General features: G+C 69.0%; 21 protein-coding genes. 10 read left to right on the top strand and 11 right to left on the bottom strand.

Going from position 1 to position 23,899, the window contains the following annotated elements; genetic code table 11:
- Positions 1–11 precede the first annotated feature (11 nt).
- From AC0QTQ_RS13475 to AC0QTQ_RS13465, 3 genes are all read left to right on the top strand, one after another.
- Entirely contained in the window at positions 12–1,151 is a 1,140-nt protein-coding gene (locus AC0QTQ_RS13475) for an ornithine cyclodeaminase family protein (RefSeq protein WP_480256999.1), read from the top strand.
- A gap of 10 nt (positions 1,152–1,161) precedes the next feature.
- Positions 1,162–1,581 (top strand): Rid family hydrolase, encoded by a 420-nt coding sequence (locus AC0QTQ_RS13470; RefSeq protein WP_480256998.1) that lies wholly within the window; start codon positions 1,162–1,164, stop codon positions 1,579–1,581.
- Positions 1,582–1,672: 91 nt separating this feature from the next.
- Complete coding sequence (locus tag AC0QTQ_RS13465) at positions 1,673–2,965, top strand: NAD(P)/FAD-dependent oxidoreductase (protein WP_480256997.1); 1,293 nt, start codon at positions 1,673–1,675, stop codon at positions 2,963–2,965.
- Positions 2,966–3,032: 67 nt separating this feature from the next.
- Here the strand turns inward: AC0QTQ_RS13465 and AC0QTQ_RS13460 are convergent, their stop codons facing one another.
- Together AC0QTQ_RS13460 and AC0QTQ_RS13455 are read right to left on the bottom strand one after the other, a co-directional pair.
- Positions 3,033–6,221, bottom strand: a complete 3,189-nt coding sequence (locus AC0QTQ_RS13460) for a nidogen-like domain-containing protein (RefSeq protein ID WP_480256996.1) — start codon at positions 6,219–6,221, stop codon at positions 3,033–3,035.
- A 177-nt stretch (positions 6,222–6,398) separates the two neighbouring features.
- Complete coding sequence (locus AC0QTQ_RS13455) at positions 6,399–7,016, bottom strand: hypothetical protein (RefSeq protein ID WP_480256995.1); 618 nt, start codon at positions 7,014–7,016, stop codon at positions 6,399–6,401.
- A 183-nt stretch (positions 7,017–7,199) separates the two neighbouring features.
- Between AC0QTQ_RS13455 and lplAB the strand changes: the two genes are divergently transcribed.
- Positions 7,200–8,249, top strand: coding sequence for a lipoate-protein ligase LplAB (gene lplAB, locus AC0QTQ_RS13450; RefSeq protein WP_121534342.1), 1,050 nt, complete (start codon positions 7,200–7,202; stop codon positions 8,247–8,249).
- A 4-nt stretch (positions 8,250–8,253) separates the two neighbouring features.
- Here the strand turns inward: lplAB and AC0QTQ_RS13445 are convergent, their stop codons facing one another.
- The gene (locus AC0QTQ_RS13445) at positions 8,254–8,718 is read right to left on the bottom strand and encodes an Lrp/AsnC family transcriptional regulator (RefSeq protein ID WP_121534343.1); all 465 of its coding nucleotides are present in this window, start codon (positions 8,716–8,718) and stop codon (positions 8,254–8,256) included.
- 116 nt (positions 8,719–8,834) lie between these two features.
- Between AC0QTQ_RS13445 and putA the strand changes: the two genes are divergently transcribed.
- Positions 8,835–12,254 (top strand): bifunctional proline dehydrogenase/L-glutamate gamma-semialdehyde dehydrogenase PutA, encoded by a 3,420-nt coding sequence (gene putA, locus AC0QTQ_RS13440; protein WP_480256994.1) that lies wholly within the window; start codon positions 8,835–8,837, stop codon positions 12,252–12,254.
- 12 nt (positions 12,255–12,266) lie between these two features.
- On the opposite strand, the gene AC0QTQ_RS13435 is transcribed toward putA, so the two are convergent.
- Positions 12,267–13,037 (bottom strand): carbon-nitrogen hydrolase family protein, encoded by a 771-nt coding sequence (locus tag AC0QTQ_RS13435; protein ID WP_480256993.1) that lies wholly within the window; start codon positions 13,035–13,037, stop codon positions 12,267–12,269.
- A gap of 155 nt (positions 13,038–13,192) precedes the next feature.
- Between AC0QTQ_RS13435 and proS the strand changes: the two genes are divergently transcribed.
- The 5 genes from proS (at position 13,193) to AC0QTQ_RS13410 (ending at position 18,160) form a co-directional block, all read left to right on the top strand.
- Positions 13,193–14,530, top strand: coding sequence for a proline--tRNA ligase (gene proS / locus AC0QTQ_RS13430; RefSeq protein WP_121534346.1), 1,338 nt, complete (start codon positions 13,193–13,195; stop codon positions 14,528–14,530).
- Positions 14,531–14,655: 125 nt separating this feature from the next.
- Entirely contained in the window at positions 14,656–15,795 is a 1,140-nt protein-coding gene (locus AC0QTQ_RS13425) for a cytochrome-c peroxidase (protein ID WP_480256992.1), read from the top strand.
- A gap of 75 nt (positions 15,796–15,870) precedes the next feature.
- On the top strand, positions 15,871–17,163 hold the full coding sequence (locus tag AC0QTQ_RS13420; protein WP_480256991.1) for a lipoprotein-releasing ABC transporter permease subunit: 1,293 nt from the start codon (positions 15,871–15,873) through the stop codon (positions 17,161–17,163).
- Positions 17,156–17,833: an ABC transporter ATP-binding protein gene (locus AC0QTQ_RS13415; RefSeq protein WP_480256990.1), complete on the top strand. Its 678-nt coding sequence runs from the start codon at positions 17,156–17,158 to the stop codon at positions 17,831–17,833. The genes AC0QTQ_RS13420 and AC0QTQ_RS13415 overlap by 8 nt, the downstream gene beginning before the upstream one ends.
- Before the next feature lie 3 nt (positions 17,834–17,836).
- Positions 17,837–18,160 carry an arsenate reductase family protein gene (locus AC0QTQ_RS13410; protein WP_480256989.1) on the top strand — a complete coding sequence of 108 codons (324 nt, stop codon included), beginning with the start codon at positions 17,837–17,839 and terminating at the stop codon, positions 18,158–18,160.
- Here AC0QTQ_RS13410 and AC0QTQ_RS13405 read toward each other — a convergent pair.
- From AC0QTQ_RS13405 to AC0QTQ_RS13375, 7 genes are all read right to left on the bottom strand, one after another.
- Positions 18,157–18,912 carry a class I SAM-dependent methyltransferase gene (locus AC0QTQ_RS13405; RefSeq protein ID WP_480256988.1) on the bottom strand — a complete coding sequence of 252 codons (756 nt, stop codon included), beginning with the start codon at positions 18,910–18,912 and terminating at the stop codon, positions 18,157–18,159. The two genes, AC0QTQ_RS13410 and AC0QTQ_RS13405, sit on opposite strands and share 4 nt — an antisense overlap.
- A 141-nt stretch (positions 18,913–19,053) precedes the next feature.
- Complete coding sequence (locus tag AC0QTQ_RS13400; RefSeq protein ID WP_113900742.1) at positions 19,054–19,260, bottom strand: cold-shock protein; 207 nt, start codon at positions 19,258–19,260, stop codon at positions 19,054–19,056.
- A gap of 221 nt (positions 19,261–19,481) precedes the next feature.
- The gene (gene thrS, locus AC0QTQ_RS13395) at positions 19,482–21,434 is read right to left on the bottom strand and encodes a threonine--tRNA ligase (protein ID WP_121534350.1); all 1,953 of its coding nucleotides are present in this window, start codon (positions 21,432–21,434) and stop codon (positions 19,482–19,484) included.
- A gap of 119 nt (positions 21,435–21,553) precedes the next feature.
- Positions 21,554–22,384, bottom strand: coding sequence for a TonB family protein (locus AC0QTQ_RS13390; RefSeq protein WP_480256987.1), 831 nt, complete (start codon positions 22,382–22,384; stop codon positions 21,554–21,556).
- A gap of 3 nt (positions 22,385–22,387) precedes the next feature.
- Positions 22,388–22,807 (bottom strand): biopolymer transporter ExbD, encoded by a 420-nt coding sequence (locus AC0QTQ_RS13385; RefSeq protein ID WP_480256986.1) that lies wholly within the window; start codon positions 22,805–22,807, stop codon positions 22,388–22,390.
- A gap of 3 nt (positions 22,808–22,810) precedes the next feature.
- Positions 22,811–23,191, bottom strand: a complete 381-nt coding sequence (locus tag AC0QTQ_RS13380) for an ExbD/TolR family protein (protein ID WP_480256985.1) — start codon at positions 23,189–23,191, stop codon at positions 22,811–22,813.
- Positions 23,191–23,886 carry a MotA/TolQ/ExbB proton channel family protein gene (locus tag AC0QTQ_RS13375; protein WP_480256984.1) on the bottom strand — a complete coding sequence of 232 codons (696 nt, stop codon included), beginning with the start codon at positions 23,884–23,886 and terminating at the stop codon, positions 23,191–23,193. The genes AC0QTQ_RS13380 and AC0QTQ_RS13375 overlap by 1 nt, the downstream gene beginning before the upstream one ends.
- Positions 23,887–23,899 lie beyond the last annotated feature (13 nt).

The raw sequence follows: 23,899 nt of genomic DNA, 5'->3' as shown, positions 1-23,899 counted from the left end.
AAAGACCCAAGATGACTGCCCTTCCCAAGATCGACTTCCTCTATCTCTCCGAACCCGAGATGATCCGCGCCGGTGTCACCGACATGCCCGCCTGCGTCGATTGCATGGAAGAGATGTTCGGCCTGCTCTACCACGGCGATTACCGCATGGCCGGCGCCAACAACGACAGCCACGGCGCGATGGTGATGTTCCCGGAAAACTCGCCCTTCCCGGACATGCCCAAGCCGACCGCCGACCGCCGCTTCATGGCGATGCCGGCCTATCTCGGCGGCAACTTCCGCACCGCGGGCGTCAAGTGGTACGGCTCGAACATCGAGAACCGGGAAAAGGGCCTGCCGCGCTCGATCCTGATGTTCACCCTCAATGACGCCGACACCGGCGCACCGCTGGCCTTCATGTCGGCGAACCTGCTCTCGGCCTATCGCACCGGCGCGGTGCCCGGCGTCGGCGCGCGCCACCTGGCGCGCAAGGACTCGAAGATCGTCGGCATCCTCGGGCCGGGGGTGATGGCGCGCACCGCACTTGCGGCCTTCATCGCGGTCTGCCCGCAGATCGACACGGTCAAGGTGAAGGCGCGCGGGCAGAAGAGCCTCGACACCTTCATCGCCTGGGTGAACGAGCATTACCCGCAGGTGACCACCATCGAGGTCGTCGACACGCTCGAGGCGGTGGTGCGCGGTTCCGACATCGTCACCTATTGCGCCTCGGGCGAGACCGGCGATCCGAGCCTTTATCCGATCGTGAAGCGCGAATGGGTGAAACCGGGCGCCTTCCTCGCGATGCCCGCCGGCTGCGAGATCGACGCGGGGATGGAGGCGCGGGATGTGCGCAAGGTGCTCGACAACACCGGGCTTTACGAGGCGTGGTTCGAGGAATGCCCGAAGCCCGCGCATCACACGATCCCGGTGATCGGGGTGAAGTTCATGGACATGATCGCCGAGGGCCGGATGGCGCGCGCGGATCTGGAAGACCTTGGCGCGATCGTCGCCGGCGTCACCCCGGGCCGGCGCAATGACGACGAGATCGTGCTGATGTCGGTGGGCGGCATGCCGGTCGAGGACGTGGCCTGGGGCACGATGATCTATCGCAACGCGCTCGCCCGGGGGATCGGCACGAAGCTGAACCTCTGGGACGTGCCGGCGCTGCGCTGAGGAGAGCCCCATGCAGGTGACCAAGATCAAGACCGGCTCGCCCTTCGAGGATCACGGCAGCTATTCGCGCCTTGTCGCGGTGGATGACTGGATCTTCGTGTCGAACACCGCCGGGCGCGACCCGGTGACGAAGGAGATCCCCGCCGAGATCGGCGCGCAGACCCGTCAGGTCTTCGCCAATGTCACGCGGGCGCTCGCCGCCGTCGGCTCGGGGCTCGAGGATGTGGTGATGAGCCGCGTCTTCATTCAGGACCCCGCCGACACCCAGGCGGTGATGACCATCGTCGGCGAGATGTTCCGCGGTATCGACCCGGCCACCACCGTGACCTGCCCGCCGCTCGGCTCGACCGTCTACCGCGTCGAGATCGAGGTGACGGCGCGGCGCGGCGCGGGCCGGGCCGAGACCGAACGGCGCGTGATCGCAGTGTGACCGACGGGCCCGCCGCCCTGCGTGCGGCGGGCCCTCCCGACTTTCCCGACCGACTTTCCCGACCGATTGTCCCGACTGAAGGAGATCCGCCATGGCGCCCGTTCAAACCCCCGTCCTGACCAGCCGCGACGCGCCCGAGAAGACCTCGGTCGTGGTGATCGGCGGCGGCATCGTCGGCCTGTCCGCCGCGCTGGTGCTGGCCGAGCGCGGCATCCCCGTCACCGTGCTGGAAAAGGGCCGGATCGGGGCGGAACAATCCTCGCGCAACCTGGGCTGGGTGCGCAAGATGGGCCGCGCGGCCCCCGATGTGCCGCTTGCACAGGCGGCGGACCGGCTCTGGGCCGCGATGCCCGCGCGGCTTGGCGCCGAGGTCGGCTATCGTCAGGCCGGGATCATGTATCTGGCCCGGACCGAGGCCGAGATGGCGATGCACGCCGACTGGCTGAAATCGGTTTCGGATCTGTCGCTCGACAGCCGGTTGCTGCGCCCCGCCGACATCGACGCGCTGGTGCCGGGCGGGCGCGGGCAGTGGGCGGGCGGCATCGTCACCCCGTCGGACGGGCGTGCCGAACCGACGCTTGCCTCGGCGGCGATTGCCGCGGCGGCGATCGCGAAAGGCGCGGTGATCGTGGAAAACTGCGCGGTGCGCACGCTTTCGCGCGCCGCCGGCCGGGTCTGCGGCGTGGTGACCGAACGCGGCGAGATCGCCTGCGAACAGGTGCTGCTGGCGGGCGGGCTCTGGTCGCGCCGCTTCCTCGGCAATCTCGGGATCTCGCTGCCGACGCTGCCGCTCGTGTGCTCGGTCTTCCGCACCGCGCCGATGGAGGGGCCGACCGAGATCGCCGTGGGCGGGCCCGACTTCTCCTTCCGCAAGCATCGCGACGGCGGCTTCATCATCACGCAGCGGGGCGCGCTTGGCGCGCCGCTGATGCTTGACCACCTGCTGATCGGGATGCGCTATCTGCCGATGCTGCGCGGCCAGCGCAAATTGCTGCGCATCGGTCTCGGGCGCGAGGCGTTGACCGATCTTGCGCTGGCACGGCGCTGGCGGGCAGAGGCGATCTCGCCCTTCGAGCGGCTGCGCACGATGGATCCGCCGACCCGGCCCGATCTGAACGCCGAGGCGCTGGCCAATCTGCGCGCCGCCTGGCCGGCCTTCGAGACTGCCCGGATCGTCGAGGCCTGGGCGGGGACGATGGACATCACGCCCGATTCACAACCGGTGATCGGGCCGGTCGAAAAGGTGCCGGGGCTGATGCTGGCCACCGGGTTTTCGGGCCACGGTTTCGGCACCGGGCCGGCGGCGGGGCAGCTTGCGGCGGATCTGTTGTGCGGCGCGCCGCCGATCGTCGACCCCGCGCCCTACCGGCTCGAGCGGCTCTGAAACGGAAACGGCGCCCCCCACAGGGGGCGCCGTCGTTTCGGGAGAGGGGGCCGGGGCCGGCCGCCCTTCAGAACAGGAAGTCGTTCGCCGAATAGGCCTGGTCCGCGCCGAAGTCGGTGACGTGGACGTTGTTCAGCAGGATGCTGTTGACGCCGTCGACGATCATCGCGAAGCCGGTGCCGGCATTGGTGATGAGGTGGTTGCTCACCAGATCATAGAAATCGGTGATCCCGGTGACGCCGGTCAGCACGATCCGCTCGGCATCGTCGGCGCTGAAGTCCTGGATCACGTCATTGCCGAAGCCGTTGGTGAAGACGAAGCGGTCGGCCCCCAGGCCGCCATTCATCGTGTCATTCCCCGCACCGCCGAACAGCCAGTCAGCCCCCGCGCCGACCCCGCCGATCAGCAGGTCGTTGCCGTTGCCGCCATTCAGCGCATCGTTGCCGTAACCGCCATAGAGACGGTCGTTGCCATCATTGCCGCTCAGGCTGTCGTTGCCGTTGCCGCCGTCGACGATGTCGTCGCCGGCCTCGCCGAACAGCCGGTCGGCGCCGTTCTGACCATAGAGCGCGTCGTTCTGCGTGCCGCCATAGATCGAGTCGTTGCCGTCGCCGCCCAGCAGCCGGTCGGCGCCGGTTCCGCCATAGAGCGTGTCGTTGTCGAGGCCGCCGTCGATCGTGTCGTTGCCATCGCCGCCCCCGAGGGCGTCGTTGCCGGCGTCGCCGAACAGCCGGTCGGCACCGGCATTGCCATAAAGGGTGTCGTTTTCGGTGCCGCCAAAGAGATAGTCGTTGCCGTCACCGCCAAACAGCCTGTCGGCGCCGGCGCCGCCCGCGATGCTGTCGTTGCCAAGGCCGCCGTCGATCGTGTCGTTGCCGGCCTCGCCGAACAGCCGGTCTGCGCCGGTGTTGCCGTAGATCGCATCATTGCCGATCTCGCCATGGATGACGTCGTTGCCGGCGCCCCCGCTGATGAGGTCGTTGCCGTCGCCGCCATAGATCAGGTCGGCCAGATCGGCCCCCGTGTCGCCGCCCTGGATCGTGTCGGCGCCGGTGCCGCCGAAGATCGTGTCGCGCCCGTCGCCGCCACTCAGGCTGTCGTCGCCGGGGCCACCCGCGATGCTGTCATCGCCCAGACCGCCGAGCAGCGTGTCGTTGCCGCCGTTGCCGATCAGCGTGTCATTGCCGAGGTCGCCCAGATAGTTGTCGTTGCCCGCGGTGCCGACGAAGTTGTCGTTGCCGTCGGTGCCCACGCCCTGGACCTGGCCACCGGCGACGATGAACTGCCACACGCCGGTGACGCCGGTGTTGCCGGCGGTGTTCTCAAGCGAGAGCATCGCTCCCTGATAGCCGGAGGCGGGCAGCTCGTAATAGGTGTCGCCAAGCGAGAAGCCCGCCCGCGCCACGGTGCCGCCAAGCCCGCCGGTGCCGCCCGAGGCGTCGCCGGTCGTCCATTCCACGTCGGTATAGCGGAAGACGATCTCGACGTTGCCGTTGCCGCGGTCGAGCAGCTCGAGCTGGAAGGAGTTCTGCAGATCGAAGTGGGTGTCGTAATAGCCCACGTCGTTCCAGGTGATGACGAGCGAGTCGCGCGCCGCGTTGAAGTCCCAGAAGACGTCGCCGGGGTTGGTCACCGAGGAGCTGTCGCTGGTGTCGACGTCGGCCCAGAACGGGGCGACGATCTCGTAGTTGGTGTCGTCGATCGCGCCGGGGGTGTAGGTGCTCAGCCCGCCGCCGAAGGTGACGTTGCCGTTCGTGTTGACCGAGAAGGTGGTATAGGTCACGCCCCCGATCGTCAGCCCGTTCTCGAAGATCGAGGTGATGTCGATGTCGCTCTGGTATTCGTCATCGTTGTGATAGAGCACGTTGGCGCCGAAGGGCAGGAAGGCGTTGTTCGCGATCGGGGTGAAGTCGAGCACCGGCGGTGGGGTGATCCCGGTGAGCTGCACCAGCTGGTCGTCGAACTGTGCCTGTTCGACATCCCACAGCGTGTCGGTGCCGTCGACACCGCCGTTGTGGGTGATGGTGAAGGAGTTGTTCGCGTTCGCGGTGATCGTGTATTGCGCGCGCACGCCCGAGAAGGCCGCGGTGTCGGTGCCAAGTCCGCCCTGCAGGATGTCGTTGCCCGCGCCGCCGATCAGCACGTCATTCCCGCCGTTGCCGGTCAGGGTATTGTTCAGCTCGTTGCCGATCAGCAGGTCGGCCTGCGCCCCGCCCGCGGCATTCTCGATCTGCGCGCCATTGGCGATGGCAAAGCCGCCGTCGATGCCGCTGTAGGTGCCGCCCGAATTGGTCAGCACGCGCGAGAAGAAGCCGCCGGCGTTGTAGTCGGGGTTCACGATCTCGGTCTGCAGGCTGGCCGAGAGATGCGAGAACATCGAGGTGTTCTGCAGTGCCGCGATCGAGGGGGCGGCGTCGGCGGCGATCTGGCTGCGGTCGAGCGTCGCGTCGTTGAGGTTGATCATCACCGAGTTGGCGCTGTTGCCGTAGCGGATCGTGTCGGTGCCGCCGCTGTCCCAGATCGCGGCATAGGCGCGGCCGATGCTCATCGCGCCCTCGGCAAGCGACAGCGCCCCGCCGCGCGCGTCAAAGAGCGTGTAGGTGGAATTGCCCGCGGCATAGGTCTCGGTGCCGTATTGCTGCTGCAGGGCGGCGATGTCGAGCGCCATCATCGTGACCGCATGGCCATAGGCGTCGGCCGAGGCCGAGCCGGTGTAGGACATCACCGTGTAGCGCTCGTTGTCGAGCGCCGGGCCGACGCTGGTCGCGGCGGAGCCCTGGAACGGATGATAGAGACCGAGCCCGTGGCCGATCTCGTGGATCAGGGTCCAGTTCGCATATTCGCCGCCGCCAAGCTCGGCGGGCGTGTTCATGTAGTCGAGATTGCTGGTGAAGGTGCCGAAGCTCCAGTAGTCGCCCGGGCCGCGCGTGGCACTTTGCGGGAACATGCAGAACCCCTCGAGCCCGGCCGAGGCCGGCGTGTCCGAGCTCACCAGCACGAGATCGGCGGTGGCCGCGGCGGTGGTGCGATCGGTCACCCGGCTGAAGTCGGTCGCGATCACGCTGTCGATCATCCGGAAGGCGCGCTCGGTCAGCGAGGTGAAGGCATAGGTCGTGTCAGCCATCGACCCGGCCACGAAGTAGGTGTTGTAGAAACTGCGGAATTCGCTGTCGAGATCGATGTCGCCACCGGTGCCGAGATAGTATTGCAGCGTCCCGTCGGCCCACACACGGTTGTTGGTGATGTCAGCCAGCATTTGCTGACCCGTTGCGGGGAGCGCACTGGAAATTGCGGCTTCTGCCTTGGTCTGGGCCATGGGTAATTCCCTCCGTCTCGAAATCTATAAGGCGGAGTCACCTTCCCTGATCCGGCGCCATTTCCGGCCGCCGATCGCGGAACCTCCCCCCACGTCAACAAACTTGCCGAAAACGGCTCAACCGTCAATTGGACAAACGGCCGCGAGCACCGCGGAAAACTGTGCTGGGTGCGCCGTGGCGAGATGGGCGAGGGTGACGCGCCGGCCGGGGCCAAGGCCGCACAGGGTCACCCGCACCGCGGCTTCGGGACGGTCGACGGCGATCCGCGCGAGGGCAAAGCCGGGCTGCGCGCTGCCGAGCCGGTAGCCGAGGATGACCGTCGGCCGGGTGAACTTGCCGGGGCCGAAGATCGCCGTGGCGAGCGCCTCGATCGTCACGCCGCGCGCCGCGGCCGCCGCGGTCACGTCCTGGCCATCAGGGCCGGTGGGCAGGTCCGCGAGCCGGGCGAACAGGTCCATCTGGGCGCGCACCGAGGCGGGCGGCGCGGGGCTGTCGTCGCTGCGATAGCGGCGCAGGGTGCCTTGCGGCAGGGGCTCGCCATCATCGCGTGCGAGCGCGCCGGTGACACCCGTCCAGCTTGCGGGGATCGGCAGGTCGCGGCCTGCCTGTGGCAGGGAGGTTTCGGCGCCCATGGCGTGGCCTTTCGTGAACGGGGGGAGAAGCGGTGCGAGGGCGGGGGCGATCAGCGCCCCGGTCAGGCCGCGCAGCAGCGTCCGGCGACGGGAAAACGGCATGGCGGGCCTCCTTCTGCCGCGGGTCGGGTCGGCGGCATTTGGCGCCGAGGGTGGCGGTGCCGTCAACCCCCGGCGCGGGGCTTCGGCAATCCGCCGCAGGCCGGTGGGTGAAAAGGGGGGTTGCCGGCGCGCCGCCCGCGGCACATCTGTTGCCCAAACCCGGGCGGCAGGCAGGAGGCGCGGATGCACGGCGAATACAAGGTCCATGGCGGCAAGCTGGTGGTGGCCGATCTCGAGCTGCGCGAGGGCCGGCTTGCCCAGGTGCAGATCTCGGGCGATTTCTTCCTGGAACCCGGCGAGGCGATCTTCGATCTGGGCGCCGCGCTCGAGGGGCTGCCGGCCACGGCGACGGTCGAGGAGATCACCGCCGCGCTGCGCGCCGGGCTGCGCCCCGAGGCGGTGCTGGTGGGGTTCAGCCTCGAGGCCGTTGCGATCGCGGTGCGCCGCGCGCTTGGCGTCAGCCGCGGCTGGCGCGATTTCGAATGGCAGGTGCTCGACGGGGCGCCGCTGTCGCCGGCGATGCACCTGGCGCTTGACGACGTGCTGGCCCACGAGGTCGCGGCCGGCCGCCGTGCGCCGACGCTGCGCTTTTGGGAATGGGAGCGCCCGGCGATCATCATCGGCAATTTCCAGTCGCTGAGGAACGAGGTCGACCTCGAGGCGGCCGAGGAGCTGGGCGTCGAGACGGTGCGGCGGGTGACCGGCGGCGGCGCGATGTTCGTCGAGCCGGGCTCGACCATCACCTATTCGCTCTATGCGCCCGCCGAACTGGTCGACGGCATGAGCTTTGCCGACTCCTATGCCTTCCTCGACACCTGGGTGCTGAAGGCGCTGAACGATCTGGGCATCGATGCGGTCTACAAGCCGCTCAACGACATCGCGAGCTCGAAAGGCAAGATCGGCGGCGCGGCGCAGAAGCGCTATGCCGGCGGCGCGGTGCTGCACCATGTCACCATGGCCTATGACATGGACGCCTCGAAGATGATGCAGGTGCTGCGCATCGGCCGCGAGAAGCTGTCGGACAAGGGCATCGCCAGCGCCGGCAAGCGCGTCGATCCCGTGCGCAGCCAGACCGGGCTGGAACGCGGCGCGGTGATCGAGCGGATGAAGGCCACCTTCCTCGACCTGCACGGCGGCACCCCGGGCGCGATCACCGCCGAGGAACTGGCCGCGGCCGAGACGCTGGCGCGCGAGAAGTTCGAAACCCCCGCCTGGCTGCACCATATCCCCTGAGCGCTCAGGGGCTCATCCAGCTCTGCTCCACCACCGCCTCCATCGCGACATAGCTCGAGGTGGCATGGACATGGGGCAGGGCGGAAATCTTCTCGCCCATGATCCGGCGGTAATCGGCCATGTCGTGCGAGCGCACCTTCAGCAGATAGTCGAAACCGCCGGCGATCATGTAGCACTCCTCGACCTCCTCGATCGCCCGCACCGCGGCGTTGAAGGCAGCAAGCGCGCGCTCGCGCGTGTCGCTCAGCCGCACCTCCAGATAGGTGACATGGGTCATGCCCAGCTTCAGCGGCGACAGGATCGCGCGATAGCCGGTGATCAGCCCCATCTCCTCCATCGCCTTGATCCGCGCCGCGACCGGGGTCTTCGACAGGCCGACGCGACGGGCGAGTTCCGTGATCGGCAGCCGGGCATTGGCAACCAGCTCGCTCAGGATCTTGCGGTCGGTGGCGTCGAGTGCGGGTTCCATGGTCTGAATTTGTCCTTCATTTTGGTCTGATCGGCTGCAGTATCGGCAATCATTGGTCACAGCGTCCAGTGCGATTCGGGTACAGAATCCGGAAATCGCCCTTCCGGAGTGCCGCCATGATCGCCAAGCCCGTCCCCGTCTTCCCCGCCCTCGAAGGGCCGGAAGTGAAATTCGCCCCCGAGGCGCCGCTGCTCGAACGGCTGGTCGCCACCGCGGCGATCTCGGCCGAGACCCGCGCCGCGATCTCGGCGCGCGCCGCGGCCCTCGTCGGGCGCATCCGCTCCGAGGCGAAACCGACGCTGATGGAGCATTTCCTGGCCGAATACGGGCTGTCGACGCGCGAGGGCGTGGCGCTGATGTGCCTGGCCGAGGCGATGCTGCGCGTGCCCGACACCCAGACCATCGACGCGCTGATCGAGGACAAGATCGCGCCGGCGGAATGGGGCAAGCACCTCGGCACCGCCGCCTCGTCGCTGGTCAATGCCTCGACCTGGGCGCTGATGCTGACGGGCAAGGTGCTTGATGACGATTACCCGGGCGTGGCGGGCACGCTGCGCGGCGCGATCAAGCGCCTTGGCGAGCCGGTGATCCGTGCCGCGGTCGGTCGCGCGATGAAGGAGATGGGCCGGCAGTTCGTGCTGGGCGAGACGATCGAGGGGGCGCTGAGCAATGCCCGCACCCGCGAGGCGATCGGCTTCACCTACAGCTATGACATGCTCGGCGAGGCGGCGATGACCTCGGCCGATGCGGCGCGCTATGACGCCGACTACACCCGCGCCATCGCGGCGATCGGCAAGGCGGCGACCAAGGCCTCGATCCACGACAACCCCGGCATCTCGATCAAGCTCTCGGCGCTGCATCCGCGCTATGAGCTGGCGAACGAGGAGCGGGTGATGGCCGAGCTGGTGCCGGTGGTGCTGCGCCTTGCGCGGCAGGCCGCGGCGGCGGGCATCGGCATGCATGTCGACGCCGAGGAACAGGCGCGGCTGTCGCTGTCGTTCAAGGTGATCGAGGCGGTGATGGCCGATCCCTCGCTCGCCGGCTGGGAGGGCATGGGCATCGTCGTGCAGGCCTATGGCAAGCGCGCGGGCCTTGCGATTGATGCGCTTTACGACATGGCCTGCCGCTATGACCGCAAGATCTGCGTGCGGCTGGTGAAGGGCGCCTATTGGGACGCCGAGATGAAGCTGGCGCAGGTCGAGGGGCATCCGGGCTTCCCGCTCTTCACCTCGAAGACCGCGACCGACGTCAGCTATATCTGCCTGGCGAAGAAGCTCTTCGGCATGGGTGACCGGATCTTCCCGCAATTCGCCGGGCACAACGCGCATACCGTCTCGTCGATCCTCGAACTGGCCGAGGGCCGTCCGTTCGAGTTCCAGCGCCTGCACGGCATGGGCGAACGGCTGCATGACATCGTGCTGAAGGAAACGAAGGGCCGCTGCCGGATCTATGCGCCGGTCGGTGCGCATCGCGACCTTCTGGCCTATCTGGTGCGCCGCCTGCTCGAGAACGGCGCGAACTCGTCCTTCGTGCACCAGCTCGTCGACGAGAGCATCGCGCCCGAGACGATCGCCCGCGACCCCTTCACCGCGCTTGCGACCGCCAAGGCGCCGGCCAGCCTTCTGGCGCCGGCCGATCTGTTCGGGCCGCGCCGCAAGGCCTCGAAGGGCTTCGATCTGACCGACGAGCGCGTGGTCGAGGCGATCGAGGCGGCGCGGGACTGCACCATCCCCGATGCCGCGCCGCTGACCGTCTCGCCCGCGACCGGCACCGCGCTGACCGTGACCAACCCCGCGACCGGCGCCGCCGTCGCGCAGGTGATCGAGGCCGATGCGGCGACGGTTGCCCGCGCCCTCGATGACGCCCGCATCTGGGACGTGCCGGCCGCCGAGCGCGCTGCGGTGCTGCGCCGCGCCGCCGACCTGTATGAGGAGAACTTCGGCCCGATCTTCGCCACCCTCGCCGCCGAGGCCGGCAAGAGCTGGGGCGATGCGGTGGGCGAGCTGCGCGAGGCCTGCGACTTCCTGCGATATTACGCCGCCGAGGGCGAGACCTCGGCCGCCGCGCCCCGTGGCATCATCTCCGCGATCAGCCCGTGGAACTTCCCGCTGGCGATCTTCACCGGCCAGATCTCGGCCGCGCTGATGGCGGGCAATGCGGTGCTCGCGAAACCGGCCGAGGCGACGCCGCTCATCGCCGCGATGGCGGTGCGGCTCCTGCATGCGGCGGGCGTTCCGGCTTCGGCGCTGCAGCTCATGCCGGGGCCGGGCTCGGTCGTCGGCACGGCGATCACCTCGGACCCGCGGGTGAAGGGCGTGGTCTTCACCGGCTCGACCGCCACCGCGCAGCGCATCGCCGCGGTGATGGCCGACACCCTCGAACCCGGCACGCCTCTGATCGCCGAGACCGGTGGCCTGAACGCGATGATCGTCGATTCGACCGCGCTGCCCGAACAGGCGGTGCGCGACATCGTCGCCTCGGCCTTCCGTTCGGCCGGGCAGCGCTGCTCGGCGCTGCGCTGCCTCTATGTGCAGGAAGACATTGCGCCGCATCTTCTGGCGATGGTGAAGGGCGCGATGGACGAGCTGAAGCTGGGCGATCCGCGGCACTTCGTGACCGATGTCGGCCCGGTGATCGACGCCCGCGCGCAGGCCGGCATCCTCGACTATGTCGCCGCCCGCGAGGGCGCGGTGCTGCACCGCACCGCGGCGCCGGCCGAGGGCACCTTCGTCGCCCCGGTGATGCTCAAGGTCTCGGGCATCGCCGATCTCGAGCGCGAGGTCTTCGGCCCGGTGCTGCATGTCGCCACCTTCCGGGCGGGCGAGCTCGGCACCGTGATCGAGGCGGTGAACGCGCGCGGCTACGGGCTGACCTTCGGGTTGCACAGCCGCATCGACGCCCGTGTGCAGGAGGTGTCCGAGGCGATCCGCGTCGGCAACACCTATGTCAACCGCAACCAGATCGGCGCCGTCGTCGGCAGCCAGCCCTTCGGCGGCGAGGGGCTCTCGGGCACCGGGCCGAAGGCGGGCGGGCCGCTCTACCTTGCGCGCTTCTTCGCGCCCGAGCCGGTCGCCGCGCCGAATGCGGCGCCTGCAGGCACGGCCGATCTTGCGGCGATCCGCGCGGCGCTGGCGGGCTTTGCCGAGACGCAGGTCGAGGAGCGGCTGATGCCCGGCCCGACGGGCGAGCTGAACCGGCTGAGCCTGCACACCCGTCCGCCGGTGCTCTGCCTCGGCCCGGGGGCTGCGGCCACCGCGGCGCAGGTCGCGGCGGTGCGTGCGCTTGGCGGCGTGGCGCTCGCCGTCGAGGGGCGGCTTGACCCGGCGGCGCTGGCCTCGCTCGAGGGCTTCGGCGCCGTGCTGTGGTGGGGCGATGCCGAGACCGGCCGGGCGATCGCGCGGGTTCTGGCGGCGCGTCCGGGCCCGATCGTGCAGCTGGTCACCGGCCGGCCCGACCGCGCCCATGTGCTGCACGAGCGGCACCTGTGCGTCGACACCACCGCGGCGGGCGGCAACGCGGCGCTGCTGGCGGGCTGAGCCCGCCCGCGCTCAGATCGCGCGGTAATCCTCGGCGAGCCGCGCGATCTGGTCCGGCCGGTGATCGGCAAGGCCTGGCAGATCGACGATCAGCAGGGTCTCGCGGGTGCCGGCCATCGCGATCGGCCGGGCATCGGGCCCGGCGATCACCGACAGGCCCGAAAACGCCAGCCCGCGCTCGACACCGCAGTAATTCGCATAGGCGATGACCTGACGGTTCTCATGCGCGCGGGCCGGCACCAGCACGTTCTGCACATGCTCGGCCCCGGCCGGGTTCGCCGTCGGCACCAGGATCAGATCGACCCCGCGTGCGGCCAGCGCCGCGGCGTGCCCCGGAAACTCGATGTCATAGCAGATCAGCAGACCGCAGCGCCGCCCGTCGAAGTCGAAGACCGGCGGCGGCGCCTCGCCCGGGACGAAGCTCGTCTTCTCCATCTCGCCGTAAAGCTGGATCTTGCGGTAATGCGCGAGCAGCCGCCCCTCCGGGCTCAGCGCGACGGCACTGTTCCACACCCGGCCCTCGGCACGCTCGGCCCAGCCAAGGGTCAGGCCACAGCCCTCGGCCGCGGCCATCTCGGCGAGCCGCGCGAGCCACGCGCCGCCGATCGGTTCGGCATCGCGGGCGTGCAGCTCGGGGCGGTTGTAGCCGGGCAGGTAAAGCTCGGGCGCGACCAGCATCCGCGCCCCGGCTGCGGCAGCCGCGCGCAGCGCTTGGGTCAGCCGGTCGAAGGCACCGGCGATGTCGCCGTCGGTGGGCAGGGCCTGATAGAGCGCGAGTTTCATTCTGTCTCCGGGAACGCAGGGCAGGGACGGCGCGCATTCGACACGGCCCGCCGGCGAAGCGCAACCCCGTCCGCGCCGCGGCCCCCTGACACTTGCCCCGCGAGGGCATTTCCTCTAGGCCATTTCGCAACGCGAAACAAACCGTCGGACACGCCATGCGTCTTACCCGCTATTTCCTCCCCGTCCTCAAGGAAAACCCCGCCGAGGCGCAGATCGTCTCGCACCGCTACATGCTGCGCGCGGGGATGATCAAGCAGCAGGCGGCGGGGATCTATTCCTGGCTGCCGATGGGCTTCAAGGTGCTCAAGCGCCTCGAGCAGATCGTGCACGAGGAGCAGATCCGTGCCGGGCACATCCCGCTGCTGATGCCGACGCTGCAATCGGCCGACCTGTGGCGCGAGTCGGGGCGCTATGACGCCTACGGCCCCGAGATGCTGCGCTTCAAGGACCGCCACGACCGCGAGATGCTCTATGGGCCCACGAACGAGGAGATGATCACCGACATCTTCCGTTCGCATGTCGAAAGCTACAAGTCGCTGCCGCTGACGCTCTACCACATCCAGTGGAAGTTCCGTGACGAGGTCCGCCCGCGCTTCGGCGTGATGCGCGGCCGCGAGTTCCTGATGAAGGACGGCTATTCCTTCGATCTGACGAAGGAAGACGCGCTGCATGCCTACAACCGCCACATGGTCAGCTATCTGCGCACCTACGAGCGCATGGGCCTGACCGCGATCCCGATGCGCGCCGACTCTGGCCCGATCGGCGGCGACAACACCCATGAATTCCTGGTGCTGGCGAAGACCGGCGAGTCGGAAGTCTTCTATGACGCCAAGGTGCCCGAGCTGAAGCTGGGCGACCGCACCGTCGATTACGACAACCGTGACGAGGTCGCCGCGATCTGCAAGGAGTTCACCACGCTCTACGCCCGCACCGACGAGACCCATGACGAGGCGCTCTTCAACCAGATCCCGGAAGAGCGGCGCTGCATCGGCCGCGGCATCGAGGTCGGGCAGATCTTCTACTTCGGCACGAAATATTCGGAACCGATGGGCGCCACCGTCACCACCCCCGACGGCGCCAAGGTGCCGGTCGAGATGGGCAGCCACGGCATCGGCGTCAGCCGCCTGATCGGCGCGCTGATCGAGGCGAACCACGACGAGAAGGGCATCATCTGGCCCGAGGGCGTGACGCCCTTCCACGTCGGCCTCGTCAACCTGAAGCAGGGCGATGTCGCGACCGACGCCGCCTGCGAGGCGCTCTATGCCGCGCTGAAGGCGAAGGGGCTCGACCCGCTTTACGACGACCGCGAGGAACGTGCCGGCGCCAAGTTCGCCACCATGGACCTGATCGGCCTGCCCTGGCGCATCACCGTCGGCCCGCGCGGCCTGGCGAACGGCCTCGTCGAGCTGACCTCGCGCCGCAGCGGCGAGAGCGAGGAGATGACCCCCGAAGCGGCCGTGGCGAAGATCGTCGAGATCTACGCCGGGATCTGATCCGGGCGACAGTTTCGCGAAAGGGGCGGGGCCACGGGCCGCCGCCCCTTTTTGCTGCGCCGCTGGAAAAGCTGGACTTGAGTAAAAAACTCGGGTAATCGCGTCTCCATCATTTGGAGGTGTCGATGAAACGGGCTGTGCTGATCGCGATGGCGTTCACTGCGCTGGCTGCGCCGCTGCGTGCCGGGGAGGGGGCCTATCCCTCGCTCGAGGCCTGGGGCGAGGCGCTGTTTTCCGACGCCAACCTGTCGAAGAACCGCACCGAGGCCTGCGCCACCTGTCACGACCCGGCCGCCGGGTTCAGTGACCCGCGCGAGACCGCCGTGGGCCGCGCCGTCAGCCTGGGCGATGATGGCGCAAGCCTGGGCGACCGCAACGCGCCGACGGCGAGCTATGCGCGCTTTTCCCCGCCCTTCGGCCGCATCGCCGATGGCAAGTGGCAGGGTGGGCAGTTCCACGACGGCCGCGCCGCGACCTTGGCCGATCAGGCGAAGGGGCCGCCGCTGAACCCGATCGAGATGGGGATACCCGATGTCGCCGCGGTCGCCGCGCGGCTGCGCGAGAACCCGCGCTATGTCGCGACGCTCGCCGCGCTGCGCCCCGGGGCCGACGACGCGGCCGCCTTCGACGCCATGGCCGAGGCGATCGCGGCCTACGAGGCAAGCGACACCTTCTCGCCCTTCGACTCGAAATACGACCGCTTCCTGCGCGGCGAGGCGAAACTGACCGATCAGGAGGAGCTTGGCCGGCTGCTGTTCTTCTCGAACCAGTTTACCAATTGCAACCTTTGCCATCAGTTGCGCGGCACTCCGGGGGCAGAAGAAGAGACCTTTTCCAACTATCAGTTCCATAACATCGGCGTGCCGGCGAACCGCGCGGTGCGCGCGGCGAATGGCGCGGCGCCCGACCGGGTGGACCGTGGCCTGCTGGAAAACCCCGCCGTCTCCGACCCCGCCGAGGCGGGCAAGATCAAGGTGCCGACGCTGCGCAATGTCGCCGTCACCGGCCCCTACATGCACAACGGCGTCTTTGCCGATCTGCGCACGGTGATCCTGTTCTACAACAGCTACAACACCAGGCGCCCCGAGCGGCACATCAACCCCGAGACCGGCGCGCCCTTCGATCCGCCCGAGGTGGCGCAGAACCTCTCGCGCACCGAGCTCGAGACCGGGCCGGCGCTCGACGATCAGCGCATCGACGCGCTGGTGGCATTTCTCAAGACGCTGACGGATGCGCGCTACGAACCGCTGCTGACCGATCCGTGAAGCGCGCAGAGGGGCAGCGGGCTTGACCTTTGCGCCCCGAAAGGCAAGGGTCCGGCGACCCTTGGGACGCATGTCATGGCCACTCGCACCGCACCTTTCTCCGGCTTCGAATTCCTGATCGCCTGGCGCTATCTGCGCGCCCGCCGTGCCGAGGGCGGGGTCTCGGTGATGACCTGGATCAGCCTGATCGGCATCATGCTGGGCGTCGCCGCGCTGATCATCACGCTCGCCGTGCGCGCGGGCTTCCGCGCCGAGTTCGTCGACACCATCCTCGGCTCGAACGCCCATGTCACCGTCTATTCCGCGCCGCAGGAGGTGGTTCCGGGCACCGGCATCTTCTCCTCGCTGATGCCCGACTATCAGGACCGCGCCGAACGGATCCGCAAGGTGCCGGGGGTGACCCGCGCCGCGCCGCTGATCCGCGGCCAGGCGATGGCGACCTTCGACGACCGCTCGAACGTCGCCGATGTCTATGGCATTTCGGCCGAGGATCTGGCCACCATCCCGCGCGTCGCCAATCCGAAGACCTCGCAAGGCGATCTGTCCCGCTTCGGCGAGGGCATCGCGATGGGGGCGGAACTCGCGCGCGAGCTCGGTGTGACGCTCGGCGACCGGGTGCGGCTGATCTCGCCGAACGGCGCCAAGACCGCCTTCGGCACCAGCCCGCGGGTGAACGCCTATGAGGTCGACTATATCTTCACCGCGGGCCGCTGGGACATCGACCGCACCCGCGTCTACATGCCCTTCGCCGAGGCGCAGAGCTATTTCAACCGCGAGGCCGGCGCCGACGAGATCGAGGTCGACGTGACCGATCCCGAGCGCGTCGACGACTGGACGCCGCAGCTGATCGCGGCCGGCGGGGCGGGCACCATGCTGTGGAGCTGGCGCGACGCCTCGGGCAGCTTCCTGCGCGCGCTCGACATCGAGGACAACGTGATGTTCGTGATCCTTGCCGTGCTGGTGCTGATCGCGACGATGAACATCACCTCGGGCCTCATCATGCTGGTGAAGAACAAGGGCCGCGACATCGGCATCCTGCGCACGATGGGGCTGACCGAGGGCTCGGTGCTGCGCGTCTTCTTCCTGTGCGGCGCCTTCACCGGGGTGATCGGCACCGCGGCGGGCGTCGCCCTCGGCGTCGTCTTCGCGCTGTATATCGACCAGGTGATGGCCTTCGTGAACTGGCTGAACGGCGGCGGCGCCTGGGACCCTTCGATCCGCGGCATCTATGCCCTGCCGGCCAAGCTGCAGCCCTGGGACGTGACCAAGGCGGTGGCGCTGTCGCTCGGCCTGAGCTTCGTCGTGACGATCTTCCCCGCCCGCCGTGCGGCGCGGCTGAACCCCGTGGAGGCGCTGCGCTATGAATGACGTGCTGACGCTCGAGAAGCTGGAGAAATGCTACAACCGCGGCAAGCCCGGCGAGATTTCGGTGCTGCGCGGTGTGAATTTGTCGATCCCTCGCGGGCAGGTCGTGGCCCTTGTCGCGCCCTCGGGCGCCGGCAAGTCGACGCTTCTGCACATCGCGGGGCTGCTCGACACCCCCGACAGCGGGCGGGTGGCGATCAACGGGCAGGAGCTGAGCGGCGCCTCCGACCGGCGCCGGACCGAGGCGCGGCGTAACGAGCTGGGCTTCGTCTATCAGTTCCACCACCTGCTGCCCGAGTTCACCGCCGAGGAGAACGTGATGCTGCCGCAGCTGGCGAATGGCGCGGGCAAGGCGGCGGCGCGGGCGCGGGCCGGGGCCCTGCTCGACCGCGTCGGGCTGTCGGGCCGCATCGACCACCGGCCTTCGGCGCTTTCGGGCGGTGAACAGCAGCGCGTTGCCTTCTGCCGGGCGCTGGCCAATGCGCCGAGCCTTTTGCTGGCCGACGAGCCCACCGGCAACCTCGACCCGGCGACGTCCGACACGGTCTTCGGCGTGCTGATGGATCTGGTGCGCGAGACCGGCATGTCGGCGCTGATCGCCACCCACAACCTCGACCTTGCGGCGCGGATGGACCGCGTGCTGCGGCTCGAGGCCGGCGCGCTGACGGAGTGAGCGATGGAGCTTTACGGCATCAAGAGCTGTGACACGGTGAAGAAGGCGCTGAAGGCGCTCGACGCCGCGGGCCGCGACGTCGTGTTCCGCGACGTCCGGGTCACGCCGCTGAGCGCGGCCGAGATCGACGCCTTCCTGGCGGCCTTTGGCGAGAAGCTGGTGAACCGCTCCTCGACCACCTGGCGGGGGCTGAGCGAGGCCGAGCGGGCCCGCCCCGCGGCCGAGCTTCTGGCCGAACATCCGACGCTGATGAAGCGTCCGGTGATCCGCGACGGCGCGAAACTGACGCTTGGCTGGGGCGCGGCCGAACAGGCGGCCTGGCTTTAGCTCATCCCCGGGCGCCGCTCTTCCCAGCGGGTCAGGTAATCGGTCTGATAGGCGCGCCCGTCGCCCGCCCGGGCTGCGGGCTTGCGCACGGCATAATCGAGCATCAGCCCGCCGAGCTCCTCGATCTTGCGCGAGAAACGTGGCCGCAGGCCGGTGACGTTCGGGTTCGTCATCTCGACCTGCGCCCGGGCCAGGCGCGGCTGCAGCGGCTGCAGCCGGCAATGCAGCACCTCGTAGCCCATGGCCTTCTCCCAGAAACCGAAGACGAGTTCCGGGGTGAGCTGATAGAAGCCGTGGTTCACCCAGTTGTTCGCCGGCGAATGGCCGATCAGCACGCCGCCCGGCTTCAGCATCCGGTCGATGTTGCGCATCGCCGTCGGCAGTTCGAAGACGTGCTCACAGGTGCCGCCGTCATAGACGACGTCGAAGCGGCCCTCGAGCGCGGGGGCGAGGGGGGCGGAGAGGTCCTGCACCAGGCTCGCGCCCTCGTAATCGCTGAAATCCATCGAGTCGACAGTGTCGAAGCCGAGACGGCGGAAGAAGGTCTCGGCATAGATCGAGTCGGGATCGGCCAGATCGGCGCTTCGCGTGCCGGGCAGATGCCGCGCAAGGGTCTCGTCGAGCAGGTCCGAGCTGGCGCCGCGCCGCGCCCCGACCCAGCGTTGTCGCCCCAGCATGACGAAGGCCCCGGAAAGCCCGTGGAGGCGAGTCGTTTCGATCAACCGCGCGGCGAGCGTGTCGGGAATCGCCATGGCGAAAAGCCCCTTGGGCAATGTGGAAGGAAAGAGCACATAAAAAAGATCCGGGCAGCGGCTGCCCGAATCTGTTCGGTTCTGCAATGCGGTGCGCCGGTCGGCCCGCGCCGGTTCGGGGCGGTGCGCCGGCTGCTTCGATCAGAGCAGCTTGAGGTCGCCGGCCGAGGACCGGCCGTCGCGGCCCGAGATCATCTCGAAGCTGACTTTCTGGTTGTCGGCCAAGGACTTGAGGCCAGCGCGCTCGACAGCCGAGATGTGGACGAAGACGTCCTTGCCGCCACCATCGGGGGCGATGAAACCATAACCCTTGGTGGTGTTGAACCATTTCACGGTGCCAGTGGCCATACCGTATCTCCTATCAGTGTTCCCGGTGCGATATTGCGCCGGGCCGTGCAGCCAGGTCTTTCAGGTCGTCCGGCTGCCCCGAGAAGGGAGCGGTAGAAAGTCTGCGGTCACGCGTAAGAAAACCTGCCACAGGCGGACAAAAAATCAACGAAAAAAAAGGTGAGGGCCGAAGCCCTGCACCTTGTGGCATGAAAATCCGGCACTGCCTGTTTCGCGAGCGTTCAGCGCAGGTCGGGGGCCAGGGCCTCGGCGGTGAGCCGCGCGACGATCTCGTCAAGGCCGACGGTCTCGGTCCGGGTCTCGCCCAGATGGCGCACGGAAACGGTGCGCTCCTCGACCTCCTTCATCCCGATCGCGAAGATGTAGGGCACCTTGCCAAGCGAATGCTCGCGCACCTTGTAGTTGATCTTCTCGTTGCGGGTGTCGCATTCGGCACGGATGCCGGCCTCGATCAGTTTCGCGGCGACCTCCTCGACGTAATCGTCGGCATCCGAGACGATCGAGGCGACGACGACCTGGCGCGGCGCCAGCCACAGCGGCAGCTTGCCGGCGTGGCTTTCGATCAGGATGCCGATGAAGCGCTCGAACGAGCCGAGGCAGGCGCGATGCAGCATGATCGGGCGGTGCTTCGCGCCGTCGACGCCGATATAGCTCGCATCCAGCCGCTCGGGCAGGTTCGGGTCGACCTGCAGCGTGCCGCATTGCCAGTCGCGGCCGATCGCGTCGGTCAGCACGAATTCGAGCTTCGGCCCGTAGAAGGCGCCTTCGCCCTCCTGGATCTCGAAGTCATAGCCCGCCGCCTTGCAGGCATTGCCAAGCGACGCCTCGGCGTGGTCCCAGCTTTCCTCGCTGCCGATGCGCTTCTCGGGGCGGGTCGACAGCTTGATGCGCCAGTTGGTGAAGCCGAGGTCGGAATAGACCTGGGCGAGGAAGTCGATGAACTTCTTCGTCTCGGCCTCGATCTGGTCTTCCATGCAGAAGATATGCGCGTCGTCTTGGGTGAAGCCGCGCACGCGCATGATGCCGTGCAGCGCGCCCGAGGGCTCGTAGCGGGCGCAGGACCCGAATTCGGCCAGACGCAGCGGCAGGTCACGATAGGACTTGATGCCGTGGTTGAAGATCTGCACGTGGCAGGGGCAGTTCATCGGCTTGAGCGCGTTGACGACCTTTTCCTTCGCGCCTTCCTCGTCGACCTCGACGATGAACATGTTCTCGCGATAGTTCGCCCAGTGGCCGGATTTTTCCCACAGGTTCCGGTTTACCACCTGCGGCGTGTTCACCTCGACATAGCCGTCCTTGCGCTGGCGGCGGCGCATGTAGTCCTGCAGCGTGGTGTAGATCGACCAGCCGTTCGGGTGCCAGAACACCTGACCGGGCGCCTCTTCCTGCATGTGGAACAGGTCCATCTCCTTGCCGAGCTTGCGGTGGTCGCGTTTCGCGGCCTCCTCGAGCATGGTCATGTGCGCCTTCAGGTCATCGCGGGTGCGGAAGGCGATGCCGTAGATGCGCTGCAGCATCGGCCGCGTGCTGTCGCCCAGCCAGTAGGCGCCGGCGACATGGGTCAGCTTGAAGGCGTCGGCGGGCACCTGGCCGGTCGACTGCAGGTGCGGGCCGCGGCACAGGTCCTGCCAGTCGCCGTGCCAGTACATGCGGATGTTCTCGCCCTCGGGGATGCGGTTCACCAGCTCGACCTTGTAGGGCTCGCCGGTCTCCACATAGTGCTGGATCGCCGCCTCGCGCGACCAGACCTCGGTGCGGACGGGTTCGCGGGCGTTGATGATCTGCTTCATCTTCGCCTCGATCGCGCCCAGGTCCTCGGGGGTGAAGGGCTCGGCCCGGTCGAAGTCGTAGAACCAGCCGTAATCGCGCACCGGCCCAATCGTGACCTTCACATCCGGCCAGATCTCCTGCACGGCGCGGGCCATGATATGGGCGAGGTCGTGGCGGATCAGTTCCAGCGCCGGCACCTGATCCTTCATCGTGTTGATCGAGATCCGCGCGTCGGCGTCGATCGGCCATTGCAGGTCGAAATGCGCGCCGTTCACCTGCGCCGAGATCGCCGCCTTGGCGAGCGATTTCGAGATCGAGGCGGCAACCTCGCCCGCGGTCACGCCGGCCGCGAATTCGCGCTTGCTGCCATCGGGAAAGGTGAGGGTGATCTGAGACTGGGACACGGTTGGTCCTCCTCGTCGGTTTGGCGCCCACGGAGCGCCCGGTTGCGGGTTATGATCGCGCGGGTATGCGCCCGAAGCCGGGGCAAGTCAACATGCCGCGGCGCGGCGCCGGGGGCGGCTCAGCGGCGGAAGCTGATCGGCAGGGTGAAGCTGTAGCTTGCCTCGGTCAGCGAGGCGGGGGCGGGCGGGAAGCGCCCGGCGCGGCGCACGGCGTCGAGTGCCGCGGCATCGAGCGCGGCGCTGCCCGACCCCGTGGCGATGCGCGCCGCGGCGAGTTCCCCCGCCCGCGTCACCGTCAGGAACACCGTCACCCGGCCCTGCGTGCGCCCCGCGGCGGTGGGGTAGCGTTTCTGCCGCTCGATCCGGGCGCGGATCGCGGCGCCCCATTCGGCGCGGGCCGAGCGGATCACCCCCTCGGTCAGCGAAGGCACGTCGGCGCTGCCGTTCACGCCCTGCGCGCCGCGCCCGCCGCTGCCCGCGGCGCGCTGCCCGGCGACCGAGGCGGTGGCGCCGCCCGGCTTGCGCGGGGTCTCGGCCGGCTCGCGGCGGCTTTGCTTCGGCGCGGGTTTTGCGGTGGGTTTGGGCGGGGCCGGGTCCGCCTGCGGTGCGGGCGGGCTGTCGGGGGCGGCGGCGGCCGGGGCAGGGGCCTTCGGCGCTGCCGGCAGGGGCGGCGCGGTGGCAAGCTCGGGCAGGGCGATCTCGGGCGGTGCCTCGATCACGGGCGGGCTCGGCGGCAGGGTCAGTTCGGGTTCGGGCAGCTCGACCCGGTCCCAGCTGTCGACGAGCGCCTGAAGGTCGGCATCGGCCGCGGCAAGGGTGATCATCGCGTCGCCGCCGTCCCCCGCCGAGGGCGCGCCGCCTTCGGGCAGCCCGATCCCGAAGACCGCCAGATGCAGCCCGAGCGCAAGCGCGAGGCAGGTCAGGGCTTCGAGGGCGGGGCGGGCGCGCATCGCTCAGCTCCCCGTCGCGATCAGGTCGACGCGCGCAAAGCCAAGCGCACCGAGCTGCGGCAGAAGCGCGGCCAGCGCCTCGGCCGGCGCGGCGCGGTCGGCGCGCAGCGACAGCCGAGGCGGCACCGTGGCGCAATCGGTCCGGTCACAGAAGGCCGCGCGGGCCGAGGCGAGGGGCGGCAGCACCGCGCCGGCGTCGCCCGTCGCCTCCTGAAAGCCAAGCTGCCCCTCCGGCCCGAGGAACAGGGTGAACTCGCCTGCCGCCTCCTCGGCCGCCCGCGCCTCGGGCGGGTCGGTCGCGAAGGGCTCGGGCGGGGCGATCTTCGCCGCCAGCAGGAAGAAGATCAGCAGCAGGAAGACCACGTTGATCATCGGCAGCAGCGTGACATTCGGCGGCCGGCGCGGCGGGGGCGAGAAATCCATCGCTCACTCCACCACGATCAGCCGGGTGAAGCCCGCGCCCCGCAGCGCGTCCATCACCGTCACCAGATCCTGCACCCCGGCCGCGCGCGGGCGCAGCACCACCGGGTCATCGGGCCCGGTGGTCAGGGGGGCAAGCGCGGCACCCAGCTCCGCAAGCGGCGTCGCGATGCCGTTCAGCATCACCTCCCCCGCGGGGCCGACCTCGACCAGCCGCGGCGGGCCCTGCCAGCTGCCGCCGGTGCCGGTGGCAGCGACAAGGGGCAGCGCGGTCTCGGTCGAGAACCGCGAGGCCAGCATGAAGAAGACGAGCAGCAGAAAGACCACGTCGATCATCGGCGTCAGGTCGGGGCGCCGGCGCGGGCGTCTTGCGCCGAAGGCGAACATCAGCCGGCCTCCCCGGGATGGTCGGCGCCCGAGCGGCCGGCGGCGACGAAGATCCGCGTCGCAAGGTCTTCCATGTCGTGGCGCAGCCGGTCGATCACCGACTCGAACCAGGTCAGCGCGACCTGCGCCGGGATCGCGACGCTCATGCCGGCGGCGGTGGTCAGCAGCGCCTCCCAGATGCCGCCCGCCAGCGTCGCCGGGTCGGCGTGGCTGCCCGCCTCCTGCAGCGCCTGAAACGCGCCGATCATGCCCGTCACCGTGCCGAGCAGGCCCAGAAGCGGCCCGATCGTCGCGGCAAGTTCCAGCCCGCGCAGCCCGGCCTGAGCTTGTGCCAGCAGTGCGCGGGCCTCGCGTGCGGTCTCCTCGCGCGCCTCGGTGTCGCCCATGGCCGGATCGCCCGCCGTGGTCATCGCGGCGCGGACCAGCCGCGCGCGCAGGCTGCGCCGGCCCGACAGCATCGCCAGCGCCGTCGCCCGCTCGCCCTGCCGCCACAGCGCGACCGCGGCCGCGCTTTGCGCCCCGCCCGACCAGGCGCCGAAGGCAATCAGCCGCCAGATCTTCCACAGGATCAGCGCCACCGTCGCGACCGAGAGCGCGGCGATCGCCCACATCGCCGGCCCGCCAAGGTCGAGCACGCCGCGCAGCCGCTCGGCCCCCGCCATCACCGACAGTCCCTGTGCCGTTCCCGTTTCCATCCGCCCGCTCCTC

This window comes from Paenirhodobacter sp. YD-8, assembly GCF_056590935.1.
This window is presented reverse-complemented; position numbering and strand designations above follow the sequence as displayed.

Bases quoted from the DNA above. Each gene is read 5' to 3' on its own strand.
- AC0QTQ_RS13475 (WP_480256999.1), top strand. From the start codon at position 12: ATGACTGCCCTTCCCAAGATCGACTTCCTCTATCTCTCCGAACCCGAG.
- AC0QTQ_RS13470 (WP_480256998.1), top strand. From the start codon at position 1,162: ATGCAGGTGACCAAGATCAAGACCGGCTCGCCCTTCGAGGATCACGGC.
- AC0QTQ_RS13465 (WP_480256997.1), top strand. From the start codon at position 1,673: ATGGCGCCCGTTCAAACCCCCGTCCTGACCAGCCGCGACGCGCCCGAG.
- AC0QTQ_RS13460 (WP_480256996.1), bottom strand. From the start codon at position 6,221: ATGCTGGCTGACATCACCAACAACCGTGTGTGGGCCGACGGGACGCTG.
- AC0QTQ_RS13455 (WP_480256995.1), bottom strand. From the start codon at position 7,016: ATGCCGTTTTCCCGTCGCCGGACGCTGCTGCGCGGCCTGACCGGGGCG.
- lplAB (WP_121534342.1), top strand. From the start codon at position 7,200: ATGCACGGCGAATACAAGGTCCATGGCGGCAAGCTGGTGGTGGCCGAT.
- AC0QTQ_RS13445 (WP_121534343.1), bottom strand. From the start codon at position 8,718: ATGGAACCCGCACTCGACGCCACCGACCGCAAGATCCTGAGCGAGCTG.
- putA (WP_480256994.1), top strand. From the start codon at position 8,835: ATGATCGCCAAGCCCGTCCCCGTCTTCCCCGCCCTCGAAGGGCCGGAA.
- AC0QTQ_RS13435 (WP_480256993.1), bottom strand. From the start codon at position 13,037: ATGAAACTCGCGCTCTATCAGGCCCTGCCCACCGACGGCGACATCGCC.
- proS (WP_121534346.1), top strand. From the start codon at position 13,193: ATGCGTCTTACCCGCTATTTCCTCCCCGTCCTCAAGGAAAACCCCGCC.
- AC0QTQ_RS13425 (WP_480256992.1), top strand. From the start codon at position 14,656: ATGAAACGGGCTGTGCTGATCGCGATGGCGTTCACTGCGCTGGCTGCG.
- AC0QTQ_RS13420 (WP_480256991.1), top strand. From the start codon at position 15,871: ATGGCCACTCGCACCGCACCTTTCTCCGGCTTCGAATTCCTGATCGCC.
- AC0QTQ_RS13415 (WP_480256990.1), top strand. From the start codon at position 17,156: ATGAATGACGTGCTGACGCTCGAGAAGCTGGAGAAATGCTACAACCGC.
- AC0QTQ_RS13410 (WP_480256989.1), top strand. From the start codon at position 17,837: ATGGAGCTTTACGGCATCAAGAGCTGTGACACGGTGAAGAAGGCGCTG.
- AC0QTQ_RS13405 (WP_480256988.1), bottom strand. From the start codon at position 18,912: ATGGCGATTCCCGACACGCTCGCCGCGCGGTTGATCGAAACGACTCGC.
- AC0QTQ_RS13400 (WP_113900742.1), bottom strand. From the start codon at position 19,260: ATGGCCACTGGCACCGTGAAATGGTTCAACACCACCAAGGGTTATGGT.
- AC0QTQ_RS13390 (WP_480256987.1), bottom strand. From the start codon at position 22,384: ATGCGCGCCCGCCCCGCCCTCGAAGCCCTGACCTGCCTCGCGCTTGCG.
- AC0QTQ_RS13385 (WP_480256986.1), bottom strand. From the start codon at position 22,807: ATGGATTTCTCGCCCCCGCCGCGCCGGCCGCCGAATGTCACGCTGCTG.
- AC0QTQ_RS13380 (WP_480256985.1), bottom strand. From the start codon at position 23,191: ATGTTCGCCTTCGGCGCAAGACGCCCGCGCCGGCGCCCCGACCTGACG.
- AC0QTQ_RS13375 (WP_480256984.1), bottom strand. From the start codon at position 23,886: ATGGAAACGGGAACGGCACAGGGACTGTCGGTGATGGCGGGGGCCGAG.